Source organism: Oceanispirochaeta sp. M1, assembly GCF_003346715.1.
Lineage (GTDB): Bacteria > Spirochaetota > Spirochaetia > DSM-2461 > DSM-2461 > Oceanispirochaeta.
Window position 1 is genome coordinate 25,146 of record NZ_QQPQ01000019.1, and the last position, 21,193, is coordinate 46,338.

General features: G+C 44.0%; 19 protein-coding genes. 17 read left to right on the forward strand and 2 right to left on the reverse strand.

The genetic code is table 11. The features are described from left to right. Positions 1-62: 62 nt before the first annotated feature. The 10 genes from DV872_RS14475 (at position 63) to hemL (ending at position 11,774) form a co-directional block, all read left to right on the forward strand. Positions 63-953 carry a branched-chain amino acid ABC transporter permease gene (locus DV872_RS14475; protein ID WP_114630666.1) on the forward strand — a complete coding sequence of 297 codons (891 nt, stop codon included), beginning with the start codon at positions 63-65 and terminating at the stop codon, positions 951-953. Beyond that, positions 954-2,066 carry a branched-chain amino acid ABC transporter permease gene (locus DV872_RS14480; protein WP_114630667.1) on the forward strand — a complete coding sequence of 371 codons (1,113 nt, stop codon included), beginning with the start codon at positions 954-956 and terminating at the stop codon, positions 2,064-2,066. Then, positions 2,059-2,850: an ABC transporter ATP-binding protein gene (locus DV872_RS14485; RefSeq protein ID WP_199563486.1), complete on the forward strand. Its 792-nt coding sequence runs from the start codon at positions 2,059-2,061 to the stop codon at positions 2,848-2,850. The genes DV872_RS14480 and DV872_RS14485 overlap by 8 nt, the downstream gene beginning before the upstream one ends. Then, positions 2,840-3,577 (forward strand): ABC transporter ATP-binding protein, encoded by a 738-nt coding sequence (locus DV872_RS14490; protein ID WP_199563487.1) that lies wholly within the window; start codon positions 2,840-2,842, stop codon positions 3,575-3,577. Before DV872_RS14485 ends, DV872_RS14490 begins: the two co-directional genes overlap by 11 nt. A gap of 14 nt (positions 3,578-3,591) precedes the next feature. After that, entirely contained in the window at positions 3,592-4,896 is a 1,305-nt protein-coding gene (locus tag DV872_RS14495) for a phenylacetate--CoA ligase family protein (RefSeq protein ID WP_114630669.1), read from the forward strand. A gap of 7 nt (positions 4,897-4,903) precedes the next feature. Then, a complete protein-coding gene (locus tag DV872_RS14500) occupies positions 4,904-5,524 on the forward strand; it encodes a TetR/AcrR family transcriptional regulator (RefSeq protein WP_158546983.1) in 621 nt (206 codons plus the stop codon). Positions 5,525-5,899: 375 nt separating this feature from the next. Next, positions 5,900-7,384 (forward strand): NAD(P)-dependent oxidoreductase, encoded by a 1,485-nt coding sequence (locus DV872_RS14505; protein ID WP_114630671.1) that lies wholly within the window; start codon positions 5,900-5,902, stop codon positions 7,382-7,384. Beyond that, positions 7,338-9,446, forward strand: a complete 2,109-nt coding sequence (locus DV872_RS14510; protein ID WP_114630672.1) for a uroporphyrinogen-III synthase — start codon at positions 7,338-7,340, stop codon at positions 9,444-9,446. The genes DV872_RS14505 and DV872_RS14510 overlap by 47 nt, the downstream gene beginning before the upstream one ends. A gap of 16 nt (positions 9,447-9,462) precedes the next feature. Then, a complete protein-coding gene (gene hemB / locus DV872_RS14515) occupies positions 9,463-10,449 on the forward strand; it encodes a porphobilinogen synthase (protein ID WP_114630673.1) in 987 nt (328 codons plus the stop codon). Positions 10,450-10,496: 47 nt separating this feature from the next. Further along, the gene (hemL, locus tag DV872_RS14520; RefSeq protein ID WP_114630674.1) at positions 10,497-11,774 is read left to right on the forward strand and encodes a glutamate-1-semialdehyde 2,1-aminomutase; all 1,278 of its coding nucleotides are present in this window, start codon (positions 10,497-10,499) and stop codon (positions 11,772-11,774) included. 7 nt (positions 11,775-11,781) lie between these two features. Here hemL and DV872_RS14525 read toward each other — a convergent pair whose 3' ends face one another. After that, positions 11,782-13,188 carry an MATE family efflux transporter gene (locus DV872_RS14525; protein WP_114630675.1) on the reverse strand — a complete coding sequence of 469 codons (1,407 nt, stop codon included), beginning with the start codon at positions 13,186-13,188 and terminating at the stop codon, positions 11,782-11,784. Positions 13,189-13,363: 175 nt separating this feature from the next. Here DV872_RS14525 and cobI point away from each other — a divergent pair, with 175 nt between their 5' ends. Then, positions 13,364-14,086, forward strand: a complete 723-nt coding sequence (cobI, locus tag DV872_RS14530; protein ID WP_114630676.1) for a precorrin-2 C(20)-methyltransferase — start codon at positions 13,364-13,366, stop codon at positions 14,084-14,086. A gap of 21 nt (positions 14,087-14,107) precedes the next feature. Here the strand turns inward: cobI and DV872_RS14535 are convergent, their stop codons facing one another. Continuing rightward, complete coding sequence (locus DV872_RS14535; RefSeq protein ID WP_114630677.1) at positions 14,108-14,491, reverse strand: nuclear transport factor 2 family protein; 384 nt, start codon at positions 14,489-14,491, stop codon at positions 14,108-14,110. A 235-nt stretch (positions 14,492-14,726) separates the two neighbouring features. Between DV872_RS14535 and DV872_RS14540 the strand changes: the two genes are divergently transcribed. The 6 genes from DV872_RS14540 (at position 14,727) to DV872_RS14565 (ending at position 21,175) form a co-directional block, all read left to right on the forward strand. Then, complete coding sequence (locus DV872_RS14540; protein WP_114630678.1) at positions 14,727-17,120, forward strand: PAS domain-containing sensor histidine kinase; 2,394 nt, start codon at positions 14,727-14,729, stop codon at positions 17,118-17,120. Positions 17,121-17,328: 208 nt separating this feature from the next. Next, entirely contained in the window at positions 17,329-18,141 is an 813-nt protein-coding gene (locus tag DV872_RS14545) for a transporter substrate-binding domain-containing protein (protein ID WP_158546984.1), read from the forward strand. 5 nt (positions 18,142-18,146) lie between these two features. Further along, the gene (locus DV872_RS14550) at positions 18,147-18,881 is read left to right on the forward strand and encodes an amino acid ABC transporter permease (RefSeq protein ID WP_114630680.1); all 735 of its coding nucleotides are present in this window, start codon (positions 18,147-18,149) and stop codon (positions 18,879-18,881) included. A gap of 10 nt (positions 18,882-18,891) precedes the next feature. Beyond that, the gene (locus DV872_RS14555) at positions 18,892-19,614 is read left to right on the forward strand and encodes an amino acid ABC transporter ATP-binding protein (protein ID WP_114630681.1); all 723 of its coding nucleotides are present in this window, start codon (positions 18,892-18,894) and stop codon (positions 19,612-19,614) included. Then, positions 19,611-20,288: a 4Fe-4S binding protein gene (locus DV872_RS26850; RefSeq protein WP_199563488.1), complete on the forward strand. Its 678-nt coding sequence runs from the start codon at positions 19,611-19,613 to the stop codon at positions 20,286-20,288. The genes DV872_RS14555 and DV872_RS26850 overlap by 4 nt, the downstream gene beginning before the upstream one ends. Before the next feature lie 14 nt (positions 20,289-20,302). Continuing rightward, positions 20,303-21,175, forward strand: coding sequence for an AraC family ligand binding domain-containing protein (locus DV872_RS14565; protein ID WP_114630682.1), 873 nt, complete (start codon positions 20,303-20,305; stop codon positions 21,173-21,175). Positions 21,176-21,193 lie beyond the last annotated feature (18 nt).

Below are 21,193 nucleotides of genomic sequence, written 5' to 3' on the forward strand. Positions count from 1 at the left end.
AACAGGAAGCGGAATATTCGGGAATACGGGTATTCCGCTTCATTAAATTTCAAAGGATCAGAATGAGCGCTGAACAAGTTCTTCAATATATTTTTGCGGGTATCACCGTCGGCAGTATCTACGCCTTTGTGGCTATCGGATACAACATCATCTACAGTACAACGGGAATTATCAACTTTGCCCAGGGTGAGTTTGTTATGCTCGGCGGGATGATCTCATACTCTCTATCGGGAGTCATGCCTCTTTTTCCGGCAATTGTGCTGGCCGTCATTATCACATCCCTTGTTGGCGGTCTTATAGAAAACGTCTTTATCAGACGGATGAGGAAGACCTCGGTCATGGGGATGATTGTCATTACCGTAGGTATTTCCATACTTCTCAGGGAGGCCGCTTTGTATATCTGGGATGAACAGATCAGGGCTCTGCCATTTTTTACAGGATCAGAGATCTCCTCGGTCAGTATTTTCGGAGCCCGTATCTCTCCCCAGGTCATCTGGGTTCTGGCTGTCACCTCAGTCATAGTGGTGGCACTGTTTTTCTTTCTGAAATTCACCCTCAGCGGTCAGGCCATGAGAGCCTGTTCCGAAAATCCTTCGGCCGCCAGACTCTGCGGAATACGTACAGACAGGATGGTGAATATGTCCTTTATGATCTCCGCAGGTATCGGTGCTCTGGGAGGTTGTGTTGTTTCACCTCTGACCCAGACTCATTACGCCATGGGTTCTGACCTGGCTATCAAGGGATTTACGGTAGCCATTCTTGGGGGACTTGGAAATCCCATAGCTGCCGTAGCAGCAGGAATCCTGCTGGGACTGATTGAGTCTTTCAGCATCAGTATTCTCCCTATGGCTTTTAAGGATGTCATTTCCATCGCAATCCTTCTGATCATACTCGTTGCAAAACCAAGCGGACTCTTCGGTTCTTCCCAGGCCTCTGCATTGAAGGACTATTAGATGAAGCGATATAAATCAGTTATCATTCTGCTGGCTGCAATTATTCTGATTCAGCTTTCAGCGGTTCTTCTAGGTAAGGCCTTTCTTCTTACACAGCTCACCATGTCGGCCTACTATGTTCTTGTGGCTGTGGGTCTCTGCATGGTCATGGGTTATGCAGGTCAGATTTCGATGGGGCAGGCAGGTTTTTTTGCCATCGGCGGGTATACCACTGCAAGCCTGACAACTATCAATTTCGCGGAGAAATCAGGCACAGTTTTATATAAGCTCCTCGATTCCATGGGGCTCCTTATTTCAAAGGAGACACTCTACGGTGATATGCATATCTATCTGAATCCATGGATTACTCTGCTGGCTGTTATTTTAATCGCAGGAAGCTCCGCCTATGTGCTGGGTGTTCCTGTTCTGAAACTGAAAGGGCATTATCTGGCCATGGCGACCATGGGATTCGGGATCATTGTCTACCGTCTCGTTCTCGGGTCCAAGGTATTCGGCGAAGCTGACGGAATCTCAAATGTTCCGGCATTTCCTCTGATTCCCGGTCTTGAGGTCAGCGGTGACTTTCAAAGCCGAATCAGCAATTATTATATTGCCTGGACTCTGGTCATTCTGGGAATGATTCTGTTGATCAATCTGATCAACTCCCGGGTTGGAAGGGCATTGCGATCCCTCCACGGAAGTGAGGATGCCGCCGATGCCATGGGAGTGGATACATCACGCTACAAGGTCATCGTATTTGTTATCGGAGCTATTTTTGCAGCGGTGGCAGGATTTTTTATGACACACTATAACGGCGGCATCGGTCCCTCGGAAGCAGGGGTTCTGAAGTCGGTGCGTTATGTCTCAATTGTTGCCGTTGGTGGAATGGCCAATCTCTGGGGAGCTCTTATTATGGGGCTGGTTCTGAACTTCCTCTCTCTCCGCGGAGTCTTCGGTCATCTGGATGATGCAGTATTCGGAGTTGTTCTTGTTTTTATTATGATGTTTATGCCCGAGGGGTTTATATGCAAATCTTTCTGGAAAGGTCTACTGGACGGAGTTCGATCTCTGCTTAAAGGGAAAAAATCTTCAGACGGAATCTCTGCAGTTTCTGAGGGAGTCTCCGGTGAATAATACTTCAGATCACAATGAAAAAAGTATTCTCCGCATAGAGAAGCTTGATAAGTCCTTCGGTGGACTCCACGCAGTAGACTCGGTCTCTTTTGATGTAAGGCCCGGGATGATCAAGGCTGTGATCGGACCAAACGGTGCCGGAAAGACGACCCTCTTTAATATGATCGCCGGCTATTTTCCACCCAGCGGTGGTCAGGTCTTTTTTCAGGATACTCTTATCACCGGAATGAAACCCTATCAGGTCGCAGGGCAGGGAATCCTGCGGACATTTCAGAACCTTAAGCTCAGCAGCCACCTCTCTGTTCTGGATAATGTACTTCTGGGTCGTCACAGGGTAGGAAAGGCGGAGTTCCTTTCGGGGATGCTTGCATTAAAAAGAAGCAGGAAGGAAGAGAAGGAGGCCGAAGAGGCCGTTCTCCCTATTCTTGAGTGGCTGAATATCATCGATCAGAAAGATACGGAGCTGGGAAATCTCTCCTTTGGAAATCAGAGAGCCGTTGAACTTGCAAGAGCGCTGGCCTCTGATCCTCCCATGCTTCTTCTGGATGAACCGGCTGCCGGACTGAATATGCATGAAACAGAAGACCTTGCCCAGAGGCTTCAGACCATAAAAGAGCAAGGGAGAACCATACTGCTGGTAGAGCATGATATGTCCCTGGTTATGGATATTTCTGATGAGATAGTGGTTTTGAATTTCGGACAGAAAATTGCCGAAGGAGAACCAAAGGACATTCAGAAGAATGAAGAGGTAATCCGTATCTATCTGGGAGATGATGATGCTTAAAATACGAAATCTGGAATCGGGATACGATAAGCTCAATGTTCTTAAAGGAGTGAGCCTTCATGTGAATCCAGGTGAAATTGTGACAATCATAGGTGCCAACGGGGCGGGGAAAACTACATTGCTTAATACCATTGTTTCCCTGGTAAAGCCGACCGCAGGAACCATCACTCTTAAGGGACAGGATGTCTCTGGCGCATCCTCTGATAAAATTGTTAAAAACGGATGTGTCCTCTGCCCGGAAGGAAGACAGCTTTTTCCCGCCATGACGGTTAGGGAAAATCTGGTTCTGGGGGCATACACCCTTTATAATAAGAGGGAAGGGAAAAAAGCATCGGAGTATCTTGAAGATATCTACTCCATGTTCCCTGTCCTTAAGGAACGTAGAACTCAGCTGGCCGGAACACTTTCGGGTGGTGAACAGCAGATGGTTGCCATCGGCCGGGCATTGATGTCAGGTCCCGATCTGCTTCTGATGGATGAACCCTCAATGGGGCTGGCTCCGATCATAGTAAAAAATATATTCAAAGCCGTAGAAGAGCTGCGGCGGCAGGGGAAAACAATCCTCATTGTCGAGCAGAATGCAAAGGCCGTCCTTGAGATTGCCGATCATGGTTATGTTATGGAAACCGGGAGCCTCGTAATGGAGGGAAACGCCGCCGACCTGCTGGGTAACAACGATGTTAAGCGGGCCTATCTTGGTAAAGACTATAATGAGTTCACTGACTGACAAAAGGAGACAAAATGATATATTCCAAAGAAAATGAAACAATGCTCCGTGAAGACCTGGAACAGCTTCAGGTGGAGCGTCTGCAGATGACCCTGCATCAGGTTTATAAAAACGTATCCTTTTTCAGAAATCTATATGATGAAAAAAATATCCAGATCGAAGAGGTTAAATCTCTTGAAGATCTGAAATCTCTACCACTGACTTCCAAAGAGGATCTGAGAGAGAGCTACCCCTACGAGGCCTTTGCTGTCCCCTTAAGGGATATCGTCCGTATCCATTCCACATCGGGTACAAGCGGAAATCCCATAGTTGTGGGATATACAAAACATGATATTAAAATCTGGTCATCCCTTGCTGCCCGTGTTTTGAGTGCTGTGGGTATTACCGAACATGATCTGGTACAGATTGCCTTTGACTATTCACACTCTACCGGAGGGCTGGGCTTCCATTACGGCGCCGAGGAGATCGGTGCTTCCGTAATTCCCGCTTCCGGTGAGGATATTATGAAACAGGTTCAGATCATGAAGGACTATCGCAGTTCCGCTCTCATATCGACTCCCGGCTATGCCCTGCATCTGATCTCCGCACTGGAAGAGAAGGGGATGGACCCTCAGGAACTGAATCTCTCTATCGGATTGTTCGGTGCCGAGCCCTGGAGTGAGAAGCTCCGGAGTGAAGTGGAATCCAAACTCAAGATAGAGGCCTTTGATAACTATGGACTAAGTGAGATTATCGGTCCGGGTGTCGCCTTTGAGTGTGAACATCATAATGGACTGCATGTGAATGAAGATCATTTTATTGTTGAGGTTATCAATCCTGATACAGGAGAGGTTCTACCAGACGGGGAGACAGGTGAGCTTGTTTTTACTACTATCACCAAACAGGGATTCCCGTTGATCCGCTACAGAACAGGAGATATCTCCTGCATCCTTACTGATGAATGTCCCTGTGAGCGGACAAGCCGAAGGATCAGGAGAATCTCAGGACGCAGTGATGATATGATGATTGTGGACGGAAATAATCTATTCCCCTCACAGGTGGAAGCAGTCCTTTTTGAAATTGAGGGTGTGGAGCCTCATTTCCAGATAATCCTGGACAGAGAAGAGGGTCTGGATGTTATTGAACTTAAGGTAGAGGTGAGCAGCAGGCTCTATTCCTTTGATGAAGTCAGAGAAGTTCAGAACTTTCAGGAAAAAATTCATCATCATATGATTACGAGTCTGGGACTTCATGCTAAAATCTCTCTGGTAGAATCAAAAAGCCTGGGACGAAGCACAGGCGGTAAAGTCCAGCGGGTTGTAGACCGGCGGAATCTGTAGGGATATTGTGAAAGAAACATTTGAGAATCTATCTGAGAAGAAACAGCAGCGGGTCATCAAAGCCTGTATTGAAGAGTTTGGTGAGCATGGATATGATTCGAGCTCCATGGATGGAATCATAAAACGGGCAGGCATCTCAAAGGGCGGTCTTTATGAATATGTCTCATCCAAGGAAGAGCTTTTCAAGTTTATCGTAGATTATACATATACCAGCCTCTATAACTATCTGAATCTGAGGGTTCATGCAGAAGTGCAGGTTCTCCCTCCGGATCTGCTGGAACGCCTTAAACTGGTCTCTGAACTGGCCATCGATTTCTATATAGATAATCCCGAGTTTGTTCAGCTTATAGTCCGCACTTCAAGCCTTGCTAATGAAAAGATCGCCATGGATGTGCAGGATATATTTGAAAAACACTTTCTTGAACTCTTCGGTGATGCGGATATCTCCAATCTCCGTTACAGCAAGGAGAGAATTCTCGAGCTCTCTATGTGGCTGCTTCTGAAGACCCGTTATGATTTCCTGAAAGAGGTGAAGACCGAGGTCGAACCCGGAAAGATCAAGCAGGACTATATGGATAACTGGGACTTCTTCCTGGGAACCATGAAGTCGGGGATTTATCACTCCTGAATTATCTTATACAAAACTAATTCAGATTCTCTCAGTTCTTCTATTTTCGGGATGTGTTCATTTTCCTGCTCTGAATCATTTGCTGCATTCTTTGAACAGATTCAACGAGATAGAAATCGAAGTGATAAAGCACTTTTGAGAACAAGTTATCAAGAGTATCAAGTTCTTTATTCTGCAGTCAGTAATATCATCGATAAAAGTGTCGAATGAACCGTCTGAGTGTTTATGGGTTTCATACACATAAAAGTCGCCACCACCCGAGGCATAATCATTTAATCAGTATGATGTTTTCTTGGAATCTTATGGAAAAAAGTCCTATTGTTTCTCAAATAAATACAATAATTATCATCTATATTACAATAGACTCATCATCCTATGAAACAAATCAATCTTCCAGTAGTTCCGGCATCACTTCTTGTCAGGAGTAAACCCTGTCTTATTGTAGGCGGAGGGAACATCGCCCTGGCTAAGATCAAACATCTTATATCGGGAGAAGCTGTTGTTACAGTTGTAGATCCGGAGCCCTGTGATGAGGTTTTTAAATTGTATCAGAGTGGGGTCATCTCTCTTCGGCGCTGCCTGTTTGAACCGGATATTTTTGATGAAGAGGCATATACCCTGGTATATGCAGCCACTTCATCATCAACTGTTAATGAAAAAGTCCTTGAACATTGCCGTCTCCGGAGTATTTTTTGCTGTGCAGTAGATCAAAATTGGACAGCTGGAGATTTTCTTACACCTGCTGTTATCAAAGGTGCATCAACGACTGTTGCAGTCTCTACAGGCGGCGGCAGTCATCGAAGATCCCGGGTTATAAAAGAACAGCTGAGCCGACAGTTAAAGGCTATAGAAGAGGCAGACTTGCTGGTTCTGGGAACAAGTCATAATGAACTCTCACTCAATCGCAGAGAACCATTTCATCTTGCTGCAGAGAGGCTTGAATCTTTCGCAGCCTTTCTACTGCATCTTCGGGGGATTCATGAATTTATGATTCTTAATACCTGTAATCGGGTTGAGTTGATAGCTGTCGCTCAGGGTAGTCTTGAATCTATATCTCTTATCAAGCAGTGGCTGGGCTATAATAAGCTTGAAGAAAATGAGTATTACTGCTATTGGGGCTGGGATGCGTATTCTCATCTTAATACTCTGACTTCCGGTCTTCTATCCCAGACTCCCGGAGAAAACCATATTGTCGCTCAGGTTAAGCAAGCCCATCAGGCAGCTGCTTCATTTGGCTGGAGTGGATTGATAATGAAACAGTGGCTTGATACGACTCTCCATGTGTCCCGGCATTTACGAAATGTAAGCTCTCCCCTTTTGAAACAAGTGGAATTGGAAGACCTCTGTGTGGAGTATCTTGAACGGAAAAACAGTAGTATCCGGCAGATCATTATCATCGGAACCGGGATGATCGGCAGGGGGCTTGTTGATCGATTCTATAATCTCGGTAAGCAGATACTCTGGTGTTATCATCAAAAACAGCCGGAGTTGAGTGAAGATGAGAGAAAGCAGATCACAATGATTTCCATGGAAAATATTGAGAATCATTTAGAGGCCGGGGAAGCTTTTTTCTGCGCTACTGGAAGCGCTGAATTCATTTTAAAGAATGAGATGAGAAAACAGTTCTCTGAATGCAGGGAGAGCTGGCTCATTGATCTTTCTCTTCCCAGGAACATTGATCCTGCCCTGGATAGAGGACCAGTTCATGTCATAGATCTGGATGATTTAAAGCACTGGTACAGGCGGGAAGCCGCCGATTGGGATCTAATAAAATATCAATGCAGCAAGCAGATTGAGGAGCATCGAAGAGATTATGAAAAAATCATCAATAGTTTTGCGTGTAGGAGCCAGGAACAGTAGACTGTCTCTACTCCAGTCGGAAAAGGGATTGTTTCGGCTCAAGGAAGAGCTTTCTATTGATAGCGCTTTTCCTGCATCTTTTAGACTTCTCGGCTTTTCCAGTCCAGGAGACCGAGACAAACAGATGGACCTCCATAATAGTCCGGAAGACTTTTTTACCCGTGATTTGGATAATGCTCTGTTGGACGGGACTCTTGATGCCGCAATTCACAGCGCAAAGGATTTGCCGGAAAACTGTCCTGACGGGATAGACTGGTTCTGGCTGCCTTGGCGTGCAGATCCAAGGGATGTGCTTGTGGCTCCTTTGGGTAAGGCTGTTCCCCTGAAAGGTACTGTGGGAGTCAGTTCTCAGAGGCGCGGGGACTATTGCCGGAACTTTCATCCGGGGCTGAAGCAGAAGGTTCTCCGGGGAACAATGGAAGAACGGCTGGAGCAACTCGACCGGGGTGACTTCGATGTTATTGTTACTGCTGCTGCTGCGATGGAACGACTTGGCTGGGAAAACAGGATTACCGCCTATATAGATGAGCAGTATCTGGCAGTTCCCGAAGGGCAGGGCTACCTGGCACTGACTTTCCGTCAGGGAGATGCCCGCTTTGAGTCTATTCGTTCTCTTTTTACAAAGAGTGTTCGTTTCGTGGGTGCCGGTCCCGGTCGGGCCGGGCTCTGCAGTGTTGAGGGGCTTGATGATATCCGTCATTGTGATATCTGTTTTTATGATGCTCTCATGGATCAGTCTTTGACAGATCATTGTAAGAATGCCGTTTATACAGGTAAAAGAAGCCATTTACATAGTCATCAACAGGAAGAGATCAGTCGGATGATCCTGGATGCAGCCCGCCAGGGGAAAAAGGTCGTCCGCCTTAAGGGTGGGGACCCGGGTATCTTCGGTCGGCTGAAAGAAGAGACCGATCTCCTTGATGCCCATGGTCTTCCTTATCGAGTACTTCCAGGAATCAGCAGCATGAGTGCCGCCACTACTGGTACAGGCATGCTCTTAACTAAACGGGGCTCTCACAGGGGATTTACCGCTATGACCCCAAGAATTGCGGGTGGAGGCTCTACTTCGGCAGGGGCGGATATAAGAGTAGCTCTTCCCATTGTCCTCTTTATGTCTATTAAAGGCGCTGCACCCGTGCTTCAGGAACTTCAGAGTGAGGGCTGGTCTGTAAATGAACCGGCAGCAGCTGTTTTTGATGCAGGCTCAGAGTCTCCTCTTATCCTACGTTCTACCCTGGGAGCTCTTGCCGGGGAGCTGGAGGCTTTGGACTCCTCATCTCCGGGATTGATCATTATCGGCGAAGCCGCGGCCGATTCTTTTGGCAGCTGGGGAGCTTTGAAAGGGGAGCGTGTACTTCTTACATCATCAGAGACCCTTATTTCTGTTGCCCGAGAAAAGGTTATTGATCTTGGTGGGCATCCACTTGTACATCCACTGATAACTTTGACTTCAACAAAAGCAGAATTAGATGATGTCTGTGACTTTGACTGGATATGCCTTACATCTCCTTCCAGTGCTCGCTTCTTTCTGGCTGAATTGAAGGCACAATCTGTAGATATTCGATCATTGCCCTCTATGATGGTTTGCGGCAGGCGGACGGCTGCTCCCCTTGAAGAGGCCGGTATCTTTCCCGATATTTGTCCCGAGAAGAACTTTAGTGCAAAGGGAATGCTGGAGGAAGTAAAGAAACGGAATTTGGGTAATGCCAGGATTCTTAAGCTTTCTTCAGATCGTGGGGGACAGAAACTGGCGGATGATTTAAAGAGCCTTGGCCTGAAACTGACAGATCGGGTTCTTTATAGAAATAACAATAGAGAGGGAGGAACACTTCCTTCTTTTGACAGTATTGTATTTACAAGTTCATCCGGGGTCTTCTCATTTATTGAACAGTATGGAGTTGATGCTCTGGATGGGCACAATATCGCTGTCATCGGTCAACCTACTGCTGAGTCTCTGAGTTCCAGGGGAATTAAGGATTATGTAATCAGCCGGGACGCTACTGTACAAAGTGCTGTTGAAGCTCTGGCTCTGGCTCGTGTTCACCGGGCTCTGGAACTCTAAAATTCAAGGAGAATATATGTCTAATTATCCCCAAATGAGGATGCGTCGGCTCAGAAAGAGTGAAAGTATTCGTAGATTGTTTGATAGTCCTTTGCCAGGACCGGAAAAGTTTGTCTGGCCTCTATTCATCTCAGAGGGTGAGGGAGTCCGGGAAGAGATCACTTCCATGGAGGGACAGTACCGCCTCTCCCCGGATAAATTATGCAGGGAAGTGGAATCTGCAGCAAAGGCAGGGATTGGTTCTGTTCTTCTGTTCGGTTTGACTGACAATGATAAAAAAGACGCCTGCGGTTCTGAAGCCTACCGGGAAGAGGGATCCATACAAAAGGCAATTACAGTACTGAAAAAGGAATTTCCTGATTTACCGGTAATGACAGATGTCTGTCTCTGCGCCTACACAGACCATGGTCACTGCGGTCCTCTGGATAAAGAAGGCAATGTGGATAACGATGCCTCACTTGAACATTTGAAAAAAATTGCCCTCTCCCATGCACGGGCCGGTGCAGATATTGTTGCACCCAGTGCCATGATGGATGGCCAGATCAGTGCAATACGTTCAGCCCTGGATTGTGAGCATTTTTCTGATATTTCCATCATGAGTTATTCCACAAAATTTGCTTCTGCTTTTTATGGCCCTTTCCGGGATGCAGAGAAGTCAGCTCCCGGGAAAGGGGATAGAAAAGGGTATCAGCAAAGCTGGGCCGATCCGAGGCAGGCTCTGAGGGAATCTTTGATGGATGAGGATGAGGGAGCGGATATCCTTATGGTGAAACCCGCTCTTCTCTACCTGGATGTTATAAAAACGGTCCGTGAAAATAGTCTTCTTCCTCTGGCGGCCTACAATACCAGTGGAGAATATGCCATGCTTATTGCTTCTGCTGAGAAAGGATACGGCAACCTTAAAGACATGGTACGAGAATCGATTGGAGCTATCAATCGGGCAGGAGCTGATTTGATTATAACATACTGGGCTTCCCGTTATAACGATTTATTCAAGGACTGAAAAAGTTTGTCGATCCTGCTGATTTGAGCGGGACAGAAGGAGTTAAAATGCAAACATCTAAAGATCTATTTAATAAGGCAAAAACTTTTATTCCCGGTGGTGTAAACAGCCCTGTCCGAGCCTTTACTTCTGTGGGAGCAGATCCAATTTATATGAAAAGCGGTCATGGTGCCTGGATGGTCAGTGAAGAGGGAGATGAATATCTGGATTTCTGCGGTTCCTGGGGGCCCCTTGTTTTAGGGCATGCCGATCCGGATGTGGTTCGGGCAGTTCAGGAAGCCGTATCCAGGGGTCTCAGTTTCGGCAGCTGTTGTGCTGCTGAAGTGGAAATGGCTGAACTGATTTGCTCTCTTTGTGACGGTATCGATAAAGTGCGCATGGTTAATTCCGGTACCGAGGCCACTATGACAGCACTTCGCCTGGCCAGAGGATATACCGGCAGGGAGAGAGTTGTTAAGTTTGCAGGCTGCTATCACGGGCATCATGATGCCATGCTTGTGTCTGCTGGAAGCGGACTGCTTACACAGGGACAGGCTAGCAGTGAAGGGGTCACAGCAGGTACGGTGGCCTCCGTTTCTGTTCTGCCTTATGGGGATGCCGATGCATTTTCTCTTTTTATGAAAGAGAAGGGGGATGAAACGGCAGCAGTTATCGTAGAGCCTGTGGCAGGAAATATGGGACTTGTGAACCCCGGTAAGGACTACCTGCTGCATTTACGAAGGCTTTGCAGCTCTCATGGTACTGTTTTAATTTTTGATGAAGTTATCACCGGATTCCGTCAGGGTCCCTTTCCTTATGGAAATGCCGTAGAGGTAATGGCTGACCTGACCTGCCTAGGGAAGATTATCGGTGGGGGCATGCCCATTGGTGCTATTGGTGGAAGAGCTGATATTCTTGACTGCCTATCTCCAGAAGGGGCTGTTTATCAGGCGGGAACCCTAAGTGGAAATCCTGTGGCTCTGGCGGCAGGCATCACCACTTTAAAGAAGCTCAGAGATGAAAACCCCTATGGTGAAATGGAAAGGCTTTGTTCTCTTATGGCTGAAAAGGTCAACACTTTTGCTGAACGGAAAGATCTGGATTTTCATATAGCCCATATTGGCGGTCAATTTACACCCTTTTTCCGGAAAGAGGAAATCAGATCTTTAGAGGACGCTCAACACTGTGATACCGATCGATTTGCTGCTTTCCATCGTTATATGCTTTCCCGAAAGATCTATCTGCCTCCTTCACAGTTTGAAACAGCTTTCTTCAGTGCAGTCCATTGTGAAAAGGATGCCTTATTCCTGGCAGATGGGGTGATAGATTTTTTAGAGAATTTATAAAATAGTTTTAATAGGACTCTCTCTGTTCGGGGGAGTCGCTGTTCTGATTATTCCTTTCATATCTCTTTAAATAATAAAAGAACAGAGATATTCCCAGGATAGCTGAGAGAATATATCCCCCAGTCAACCCGGTACAGAGTCCTGCCAAACCAAAGTGTCGGGAAAGGAACCACCCCAGAGGAAGGGTCATGAAAAAATTATGACCCAGGGTCACCAGCATGGCCGGGCCTCCCTCTCCCAGACTGTTCAGTCCTCCCGAAGCGCTTGTCCGCATGGCGATAAACAGATAAGAAGGTACAAGGAGCCTCAGCATCAGTATCCCCTGTTCTAAACTCTCCTCTCCCTTAAGCATCAGTGAGAGCAGAGGACGGGCAAATATAATCAATAACAGGGATATCGGGATTAATACAATCGCTGTGAGCCGGATATTTGTCAGGTAGACTTTCCCCGTACGTTTGAATTGCTGTGCACCGTTATTCACACCCATCATTGTGACGGCTCCTCCGGAAAAACCGTGGGAAGGAATCAAAACAATGCGTCTGAATGTAAAGCAGGCAGTATAGGCCGCTGTAGCTCCTGCTCCGAAGGGTGCAATCAGCCAGTAAATGAAGCCAAGTGAGAAAGAGCTGAGAGAGCGGTTGAACATAGCAGGAAACCCTACTTTCATAATACTTCTGAATGTTTCTACTTCAATTTTTTCCCTGAAAAAGGAAGAAGGAGTCAGGAAACCTTCTCTTACTAAGATTCTGAACAGGATGATAATCGACGTTGCCCGGGCTATAACCGTTGCCAGAGCAGCTCCCCTCACTCCCAATGGTGGTACAGGACCCCATCCGAAAATCAGGATCGGGTCCAGTATCAGATTTATTACAATTGATAAGATCAGCAGTTTCAATGGGATCTTCATCTCTCCTATACCTCTTAAAAGGCTATTTCCGTAGACAAAGAAAAACTGAAAGAATGCCCCCCATAGTATAATATTTGTATAGGCAACAGCCGGTAGAAATATATCCTGACCCACAGCTAGTGTTCGGTAAAAAAAAGGTGTGAGTATTACACCTGTCAGGGGGATCAAAATTCCAGCCAGAAGAACCAGATAAAATCCCTGATGAGCCCCTTCTCTGATCTTGTCTAATTTATCGGCCCCTGCGGAACGGGAGCTGTGTGAACGAAGACCTGAGCTTAGACCGCCGCCCAGGGCCATGAGAAAGCTCTGGATTATAAAGGCAATTCCTACAGCACTGAGCTCCTCTTCCCCCAGGTGAGCTACAAATAAACGATCTACAAGGTTGAAACTATTTTGCAGAAAAAGACCCAAAGCTCCAGGTAAACCTAATTTAATAAGGAGGGGAGAAATTTCTCCCGAGAGTATTTCTTCTTTATAGCGGATATGGATTCTTTTTCTACTTTCCATTGGGTTATTCTGATTTTATTCTCTGCTCCTTGTCAATTGTTTCAAGTTGAATCATAAAATAATACAAAAAGAGCACAAATAAATAATTGTTAATTTGTAATGGTTTATATAGTCTGATTCACGGACTTAATTATTTATAGTGTATTGAATTTGAATGAAAGTGCAGGAGAGTAGAGTGGCAAAATTGTATGGAATCGGTGTTGGTGTTGGTGATCCCGAGATGTTGACTGTTAAGGCTGTTAAGGCACTTAAAGAATCGGATATTGTACTCCTGCCCCGGGCCAGAACCAAAAGCAGCAGCACAGCCTATGAAATTGCTAAATCTTATCTGCGTGACGATATTGAAAAAGTTTATGTTGATTTTGCTACTGTAGACGATGATCAGCTGCGAGAAGAGGACCGGAAAGCATATGCTGAGGTGGTCAATCGTATTATCGAAGAGGATAAGACTCTTGCTTTCATAACCATCGGCGATCCCATGACTCTCTCCACCTTCGTGTATGTCATGGAGCTTTTGGATCAGGATATTGAGGTGGAATCTATTCCCGGTATTACCTCTTTTGCTTCGATCTGTTCCCGGCTTAATACCCCTCTGCTGATGGGAGACGAACGTATGAAAGTTGTTCCCCTCCATAAGGACAGTGATATCAGTGCTGAAGTTGATTCAGCAGAGAATATTGTATTTATGAAAATTTCTAGAAATCTGGATGAATTGATATCAGTTCTACGCGAAAAAGGCTTATTGGATAAAGCAGTCCTGATCTCTAACTGCGGTAAAGCAGATGAGAAGATCTTTTACGATCTTTCCAGTGTCAGGCGGGAAAATATATCTTATTTTTCTACAGTATTGCTGAAAAAAAGCGGTGTGGTCCAATGGCGGAAGTTTACAAATCTTTAATTGAATTGATGTAATTCTCCTCTAATACATGGTATTGCCGCATTCCGTTTCTTCCGGGATCTGCTGCATTGAGTCCCAATGCTCTACAATTTTTCCATTTTCATCAAAGCGGAAGAAATCCATGGTGACATATTCATCATTTCCCGGCCAGGTCTGATGGGTATGAAGAGCAACCAGATTCCCCTCTGACAGGGCTCTCACAAACTCAATATCCTTTTCAGGATACTCTTTTGACATCTTTTCGAAGTATTTGATAAAGCCATCCTTACCATTTTTGACTAAAGGATTGTGCTGAATATATTCAGCCCCTACATATTTCTCAACGGCTTCAGCAGCTTGTCCCATATATGCAGTCCGATAAAAAGCTATGGCATTCTGCTTGTTTAATTCTAAGTTCTGTTCCATTTCAGTTCTCCTTTAAATCAGTATAAGGTATCTGACAGTAATTCAACTGTCAGTTCCCTTCTCTCCGGCTGCAGCAAGGTTCGTTTTGACATTTTTGAAATTAAATCGTAAGTTTATTTTCGCTGCTCATTCTGACTCAGGAAGCTTGTGTACATTAGCATTCTATATTTCAGTAATTGATGACTTTCCTTGTTATCATTAATATTAATGTTTATAGTTAATCACAGAGGACTGGGTGACCGCAGAAAAAAGAACTTTATTCTACAAAATATCTATCTCTCTGATTTTCGGTCTATTTGGTTTTTACTCTAATTTCCATACAATTATTTTTCAATTTGGTGAATTCACCATAGCTATCTTGTTCGGACTGATTTTTCCCCTGTTGATAACATTGAGCTGGGGATGGAAATACGGTCTGTTCTCGGCACTTGCCGGGGGATGTCAAAGCATGTGGTGGTTATGGGGACCTTCAAACGGATATGCGGTCTTTTTTGCCGTACCGCCTTTTACTCTCTGGATACTATGGCATGGATTTTTATCTGATTTAAGGAATAAAACTGATAGTTATTCATGGAAGTTAAATCTGTATCTTATGGAAATTCCTTTCAGGGTATTGAGTTCTCTGATCATATTAACTGCAAGTAGATGGGCCATCTCTATGAATCCTCCTCCCTGGTCCTGGGCTATTAATTCGGTTAATTCAATTCCCTTGGAGTTTTCGATATTTGTTGCTGTAAAGCAGGCTTCCATAGCTTTCATTCTATTGCTGATTGCCGAGGTCCTTTTGAATATCAACCCGGTAAGATTCTTTTTCAGGCTGGAACCCCTGGTTGATCAAAAAAGAACCCGTTACGTCGCAAGTTTGTCGTTACTTATAGGGTGCCTTTATTGGATTCTTGACAGTTTTTACTACACATTCATAGTAAATGATCAGCGCTCATTTATTGATTACTTTGTCCGTGATATTCCTGAATCTAATTTATTTACACGGATTGTCTTTATTCTTTTCTGTCTTGGATTTGGAACAGCCATGTCAAGAATATTGAGAAAACAGAAGTGTGATGAGCTGGAGCTGCAGAAAGCTAAAGAAGATGCAGTGCATAGAGAAGATTTTTTAAGATTTCTGTTTCAAACCCTGCCCGATCTTGTCTGGGTTAAAGATATTAATGGAAAATATATCTCAATCAATAAAAGGGTCGAAGATTTATTTGGATTGAAAGAATTACAAATAATCGGAAAAACAGATGATGAACTGATAGATAAAGAAACAGCCGAAATTTTTAATGAACAGGATCGTCAAGTCATTGAGAGTGAAAAGCTGTCTGTATTTGAAACTAACCTGACCTTTAAATCTGACGGTCATCAGGAACTCAGTGAAACTATAAAATCACCCATGTATGATAATACGGGCAATTTCATGGGCGTAATAGGCATAGGCCGGGACATATCTCTTCGAACCAGTCTTCAAAAACAACTCATACAGGCCCAAAAAATGGAATCAATCGGACGCCTTGCCGGTGGTGTGGCCCATGATTTTAATAATATGATTACCGTGATCCTTGGTGTTTCCGAAATGGTAATGAGTGATCTTCCTGAGAGAGATCCACTGATTGAAAACATGAAATCAATAAAAAATGCTGCCGAGCGTTCTGGAAAACTTACAGGACAACTTCTTGCTTTTGCCCGTCAGCAAACAATCTCACTTAAGGTTATTAATTTAAACAATGCTGTGGATGATATTCTGAAATTACTCAGACGGCTGATTGGGGAAAATATCAGTCTGGAATGGTTTCCTGTGAACAATTTGTGGAAGGTTAAAGCAGATTCGGCTCAGATTGATCAAATCCTGGCAAATCTCTGTGTTAATGCCGGGGACGCAATTACCAGTAATGGGAGAATTTCTATCACAACGGAGAATATTATATTTGATGCTGAGTATTGCAGTTCCCATGAAGGTATTACTCCGGGTGATTATGTAATGATATCGGTAAGTGATACCGGAAGCGGTATGTCCCGGAGTGATCAGGAACACATCTTTGAGCCTTTTTATACAACAAAGCAAGTTGGAAAAGGGACCGGCCTCGGATTGGCAACGGTGTACGGCATAGTGAAGCAGCATCAGGGTTTTATCAATGTTTACAGCGAGATTGGAAGAGGCAGTACTTTTAAATTGTATTTTCCCAGGTATATCGGCAAGGATAAGGGTGAAGAAATACCTGAAGCCCATAGACGGTCTTATAAGGGTAAAGAAAAAATACTGCTTGTAGAAGATGAAGAAGCAATTCAAAGGCTCTTAAAAACTCAGCTTGAGTCATTAGGATACCAGGTGATGTCTTTCTCTAATTCACTGGAAGCCATTCAACAAAGTGAGCGGGAAGGGGACATTGATTTACTTATTTCCGATGTTATCTTGCCTGACCTGAACGGAAGGGAAGTATTTCACGCAGTTCAGAAGATCCATCCCCGTATTAAATGTCTCTTTATATCAGGATACACAGCCGATATCATTGCAGAACAAGGTATTCTTGATGAAGGACTTTTCTTTCTCAGCAAACCCTTTTCCAAGAGTGCACTGGCAGAAAAAGTCCGGGTAATACTGGAAAAAGACGATCTCAAACATATCCCATGAAGCACCTTTTGTTGTTACACAATCTCCACCGCCGCGAGCCTTTTCGTTTAATCCTTTGATGTATTCAATAATAGAGATTCATGACATTTACAATTTTCAATAAGGTTTCATTTTTACAAGAAAAGAAATCATTTTTATATTCGATGAAATACATCCGGCTGTTAACTTATGCAGGCATTCTTGGAAAAAGAATATGGAGGTGCATAAGATGAAAAAAATGACAGCTGTACTGATTGCTGTATCCCTACTGTTGCTGGCAGGCTGCAGTGAGAAGTCTGAAAATACATTGAGAGTAGGGATGGATCTGAGATTCTTCCCCTTTACCGGGATGGATTCCAAAGCTGAGCCTTCAGGCGTGGAAATAGATATTGCACGGGCTCTGGGAGAGTTCCTGGAAAAGGATGTTGAAATCGTCAATACGTCGTTTTCCATGCTTATTCCTGCACTGCAGAGTGAAGAAATCGATATCATCATCGGCTCTATGTCTGTTTCAGAGGAGAGGGAAAAAACTGTAGATTTTTCTGATCCCTATCTTTTTGACAGGATTGTAGCCTTAGTAAATAAGGAATATGCAGATGCCCATGGGGTGGATGATTTCATGGAAGTTGAAACATTCTTCAGCTATAAAGAGGCACAATTTATAGGTATCACCGGTTCAGTTGCCGTCTCTATTCCCCAATCCTATGGATTTGAAGTTCAAAGTGTTACAACAGATGCGGTGGCAGAGCGTGAGATCGCAACTGGCGGGGCAGATATTCTTGTCGGTGCTTATACTCTTTACGGTATGCATGACACGAATAAAGAATCAACAATCATGTATAAAAAATCCATTGAATCAGCTTCTACTGCTATGGCAGTGAAAGAGGGTAATACAGAGCTTCTTCATAAGGTTAATAAGTTTATCAGTCAGATGGAATCAAGCGGCTTGAATGACCGGCTCCGAAAAGATTGGGATGCGGAAATCGGAAAGAAACTCTTTGATCATAATATTACCCTTGATTATTATCTCAGCCTGGACTGAATAGGATGAAAGTACCGAAACTGGTTCAAATCGCACTGGCAGTGATGCTTTATGTTGCACTATTTCTGTTTATCATCACACAGCTTGCAGATGTCCTGGATTTTTCAACATTGTTTGAAAGCCGAAGCAGGCTTCTTAAGGGGGCACTTCTTACACTCGGCCTCAGTCTTGCATCTCTTGTAAGCAGTATGATTCTTGGATTCCTGATTTTTCTTATGACCGAGTCAGTTAATGTTTTTCTAAAAACAACTGCCGGAATATATAAGGAGATTATTATGGGGACACCCCTTCTTGTGCTTGTTTTTGTAGTGGTCTATATAATCGGAGTAGCCCTTGGCATACATAATAAGATGATGCTTGGGTTTCTTGCTCTGACCCTTTATATGAGTCCTTATATGACCAATATATTCGACGGAGCTTACAAGTCCATAAGCCGGAATCAGTTTATGGTGATGGATTTTTATGGATTTAATCTGTATCAGAAATATCGATATATCATCCTGCCTCAGATGATACGGCCCCTTATTCCGGGATTGATCAATAACCTCTCCGCTATTATCAAGGGAACGTCAATTTTGAGTACCATAGCTATTGCAGATATTTTTTATACAACACAGGTTTTATCCAATAACAGCTACCGTTATATCGAAGGATATTTTGTATTGTGGATGGTGTATCTGCTTATCACTATTCCCCTTTCCATGCTGGCTAAATACTTGTCCAGACAGGAAATATACTAAAGGTTTAATTATGAATATAAATTTGAATGGTGTTTCCAAAAGTTATGATAAACAGGTACTGGATAATATTGACCTTGAACTGAATGATTACAATACCCTTGCCGTTATCGGTAAAAGCGGTTGTGGTAAATCGACTCTCCTGAGGCTGATGACGGGAATTGAAGAAGCTGATTCGGGTGATCTTGTTGTAAACGGATATGAAGTGAGACCTGAGAAACTGAAAGAGTATCAGAGTCATATAGGGATGGTTTTTCAGCAGCATAACCTGTTTCCTCATCTTACTCTGCTTCAGAATATTACACTCATACTGGAGAAGACCCGTCATATGCAGGCAGATGAGGCCCGGTTTACAGCATTGGCTCTTTTAACACAGCTTCATCTGGAAGATGAAGTAAATAAGAAGCCCCGCTTTGTTTCAGGCGGACAGGCTCAGAGAGCATCCATTGCCAGGGCTCTTTCAACAGATCCGGAACTGGTTTTCCTGGATGAACCTACCGCTTCTCTTGATCCCATACTGACAAAGGAAGTCCTTGATACCGTTCTGGACCTGAAGGACCGGGGAACCAAATTCATATTTGTGACCCACGAGATAAATTTTGTCAGACAGTTTGCCGAGTATGTCCTTTTTATGGATGAAGGGAGCATTGCAGAGCAGGGCGAAGTTGGAATCCTTGATAATCCCCAAACAGAAAAATTACAAAACTTTTTAGAAAATGAGAGGAGCATGAAATGACGATAAAAGAGATTTATGAAAAATTTGAAGCTACAGGTGTTTTGACCGCATCTACAATTCTGGGTGATGAAGTTCACTCAAGAATTATGCATTTTAATGGTTATGATGAGGAGGGGATTTATTTCAGAACCATGGGGAATAAACCTTTTGGCAGACAGCTCAAAGACGGAAAAAAAATAACAGTCTGCGGTATCGATGATGCAAGAGTTCTCGGGCACAATGAAGACGGAGTTCCCGAGTTTCCTCCCGGATACTTTGTCCGTTTAGTCGGTGAAATCAAATATCTTGATGAAGCAGCTGTCCGTGAGAAAGCTGAAACCAATAAGGCTATGGAACTTGCCGTATATGATATGGAACATTATCCCATGATGAAGGAAGGCAATTTCGTAATCTATAAGGCCAAGGGTGAGGTTTTTGATTATGATTTCGGCTGTAAAACCAGGGATCACAAGCTGTTGAGAACCAGATTTGAATTCGGCGGTATGCCCTTTAACAAAGTAGGACCGACTATTACTGAGAGCTGCATTGAATGCGGTGCCTGCTTCAAAAACTGTACTTTCAAGGCTATAGAGGAGGGATCTCCCTATAGAGTCATATCCCAACGCTGTGATGACTGCGGTACATGTATTGTGAACTGTCCCGTTAATGCCATTGAGCTCTCTAACGCTTTGTAAACAGGTAGAAAGAGATGAATCTGAAGGAAGTAGTGCAGGAGGTTGAAGAGCAGATTGCAGGCTTATGGTACAATGACGCCTACATGACTGACATGATTAATAGAATTGATTACAGGAATTCAGAAAGAGACTCAGACTTTGAAATATTAGATCTTCAGCGTTTTTTTGCTACAAGGCCTCATGCATTACTGCAGAAGGATGTGCGCATGAATTTCTGGGCCATTCTTTACATAACAGAAGGTCATGGATTTCATTTTGTTGACTTGATCCGTTTTCCCTATAAAAAAGGAGATATCGTATTTATTCAAAAAAATCAGATTCACCGTTTTGAGATTGCGGATGGGGTGAAGGGCTATATTGTTCATATCAATGAGCCCTTTTTTTACAGGATAAAAGGGTTCAACGGAGAAGTCTTTCTGGATTTTGCAGATAAGGCTTCCGGTGTTCTCTCTTTTGATAGCTCTGCTGACAGCACAAACAGGACCCTCATCAACCTTTTACATAAAGAATATAACTGCATCACTGAGAAGTTCAATATTGAATTGATTGCCTCACTATTTGAAAGTTTTATTCTTGCCTTGAAATCTCAGCTCTCTATGGAGGAGAAGATCTTCCAGTCAAAGGATTATGAGAATTTCAAATTTTTCAGGCAGCTTGTTGAAGAGAATTATTCCAGGACAAAGAGTGTGGAAGATTACTCCTGTATGATGAATCTATCCAGGAAGACAGTTAATCAGGCGAGTCGAAATGTAGCGGGACTATCTGCAAAGCAGTTTATTATCAATCGTGTTCTCCTGGAGATAAAACGGTATCTCCCGAGCAATTCAGATCCATATATAAGGATTTCGGCTATTCCGCAGCACTCTCTTATGATAAAAGTACTCTGAGCTACCTTATAGAACCGA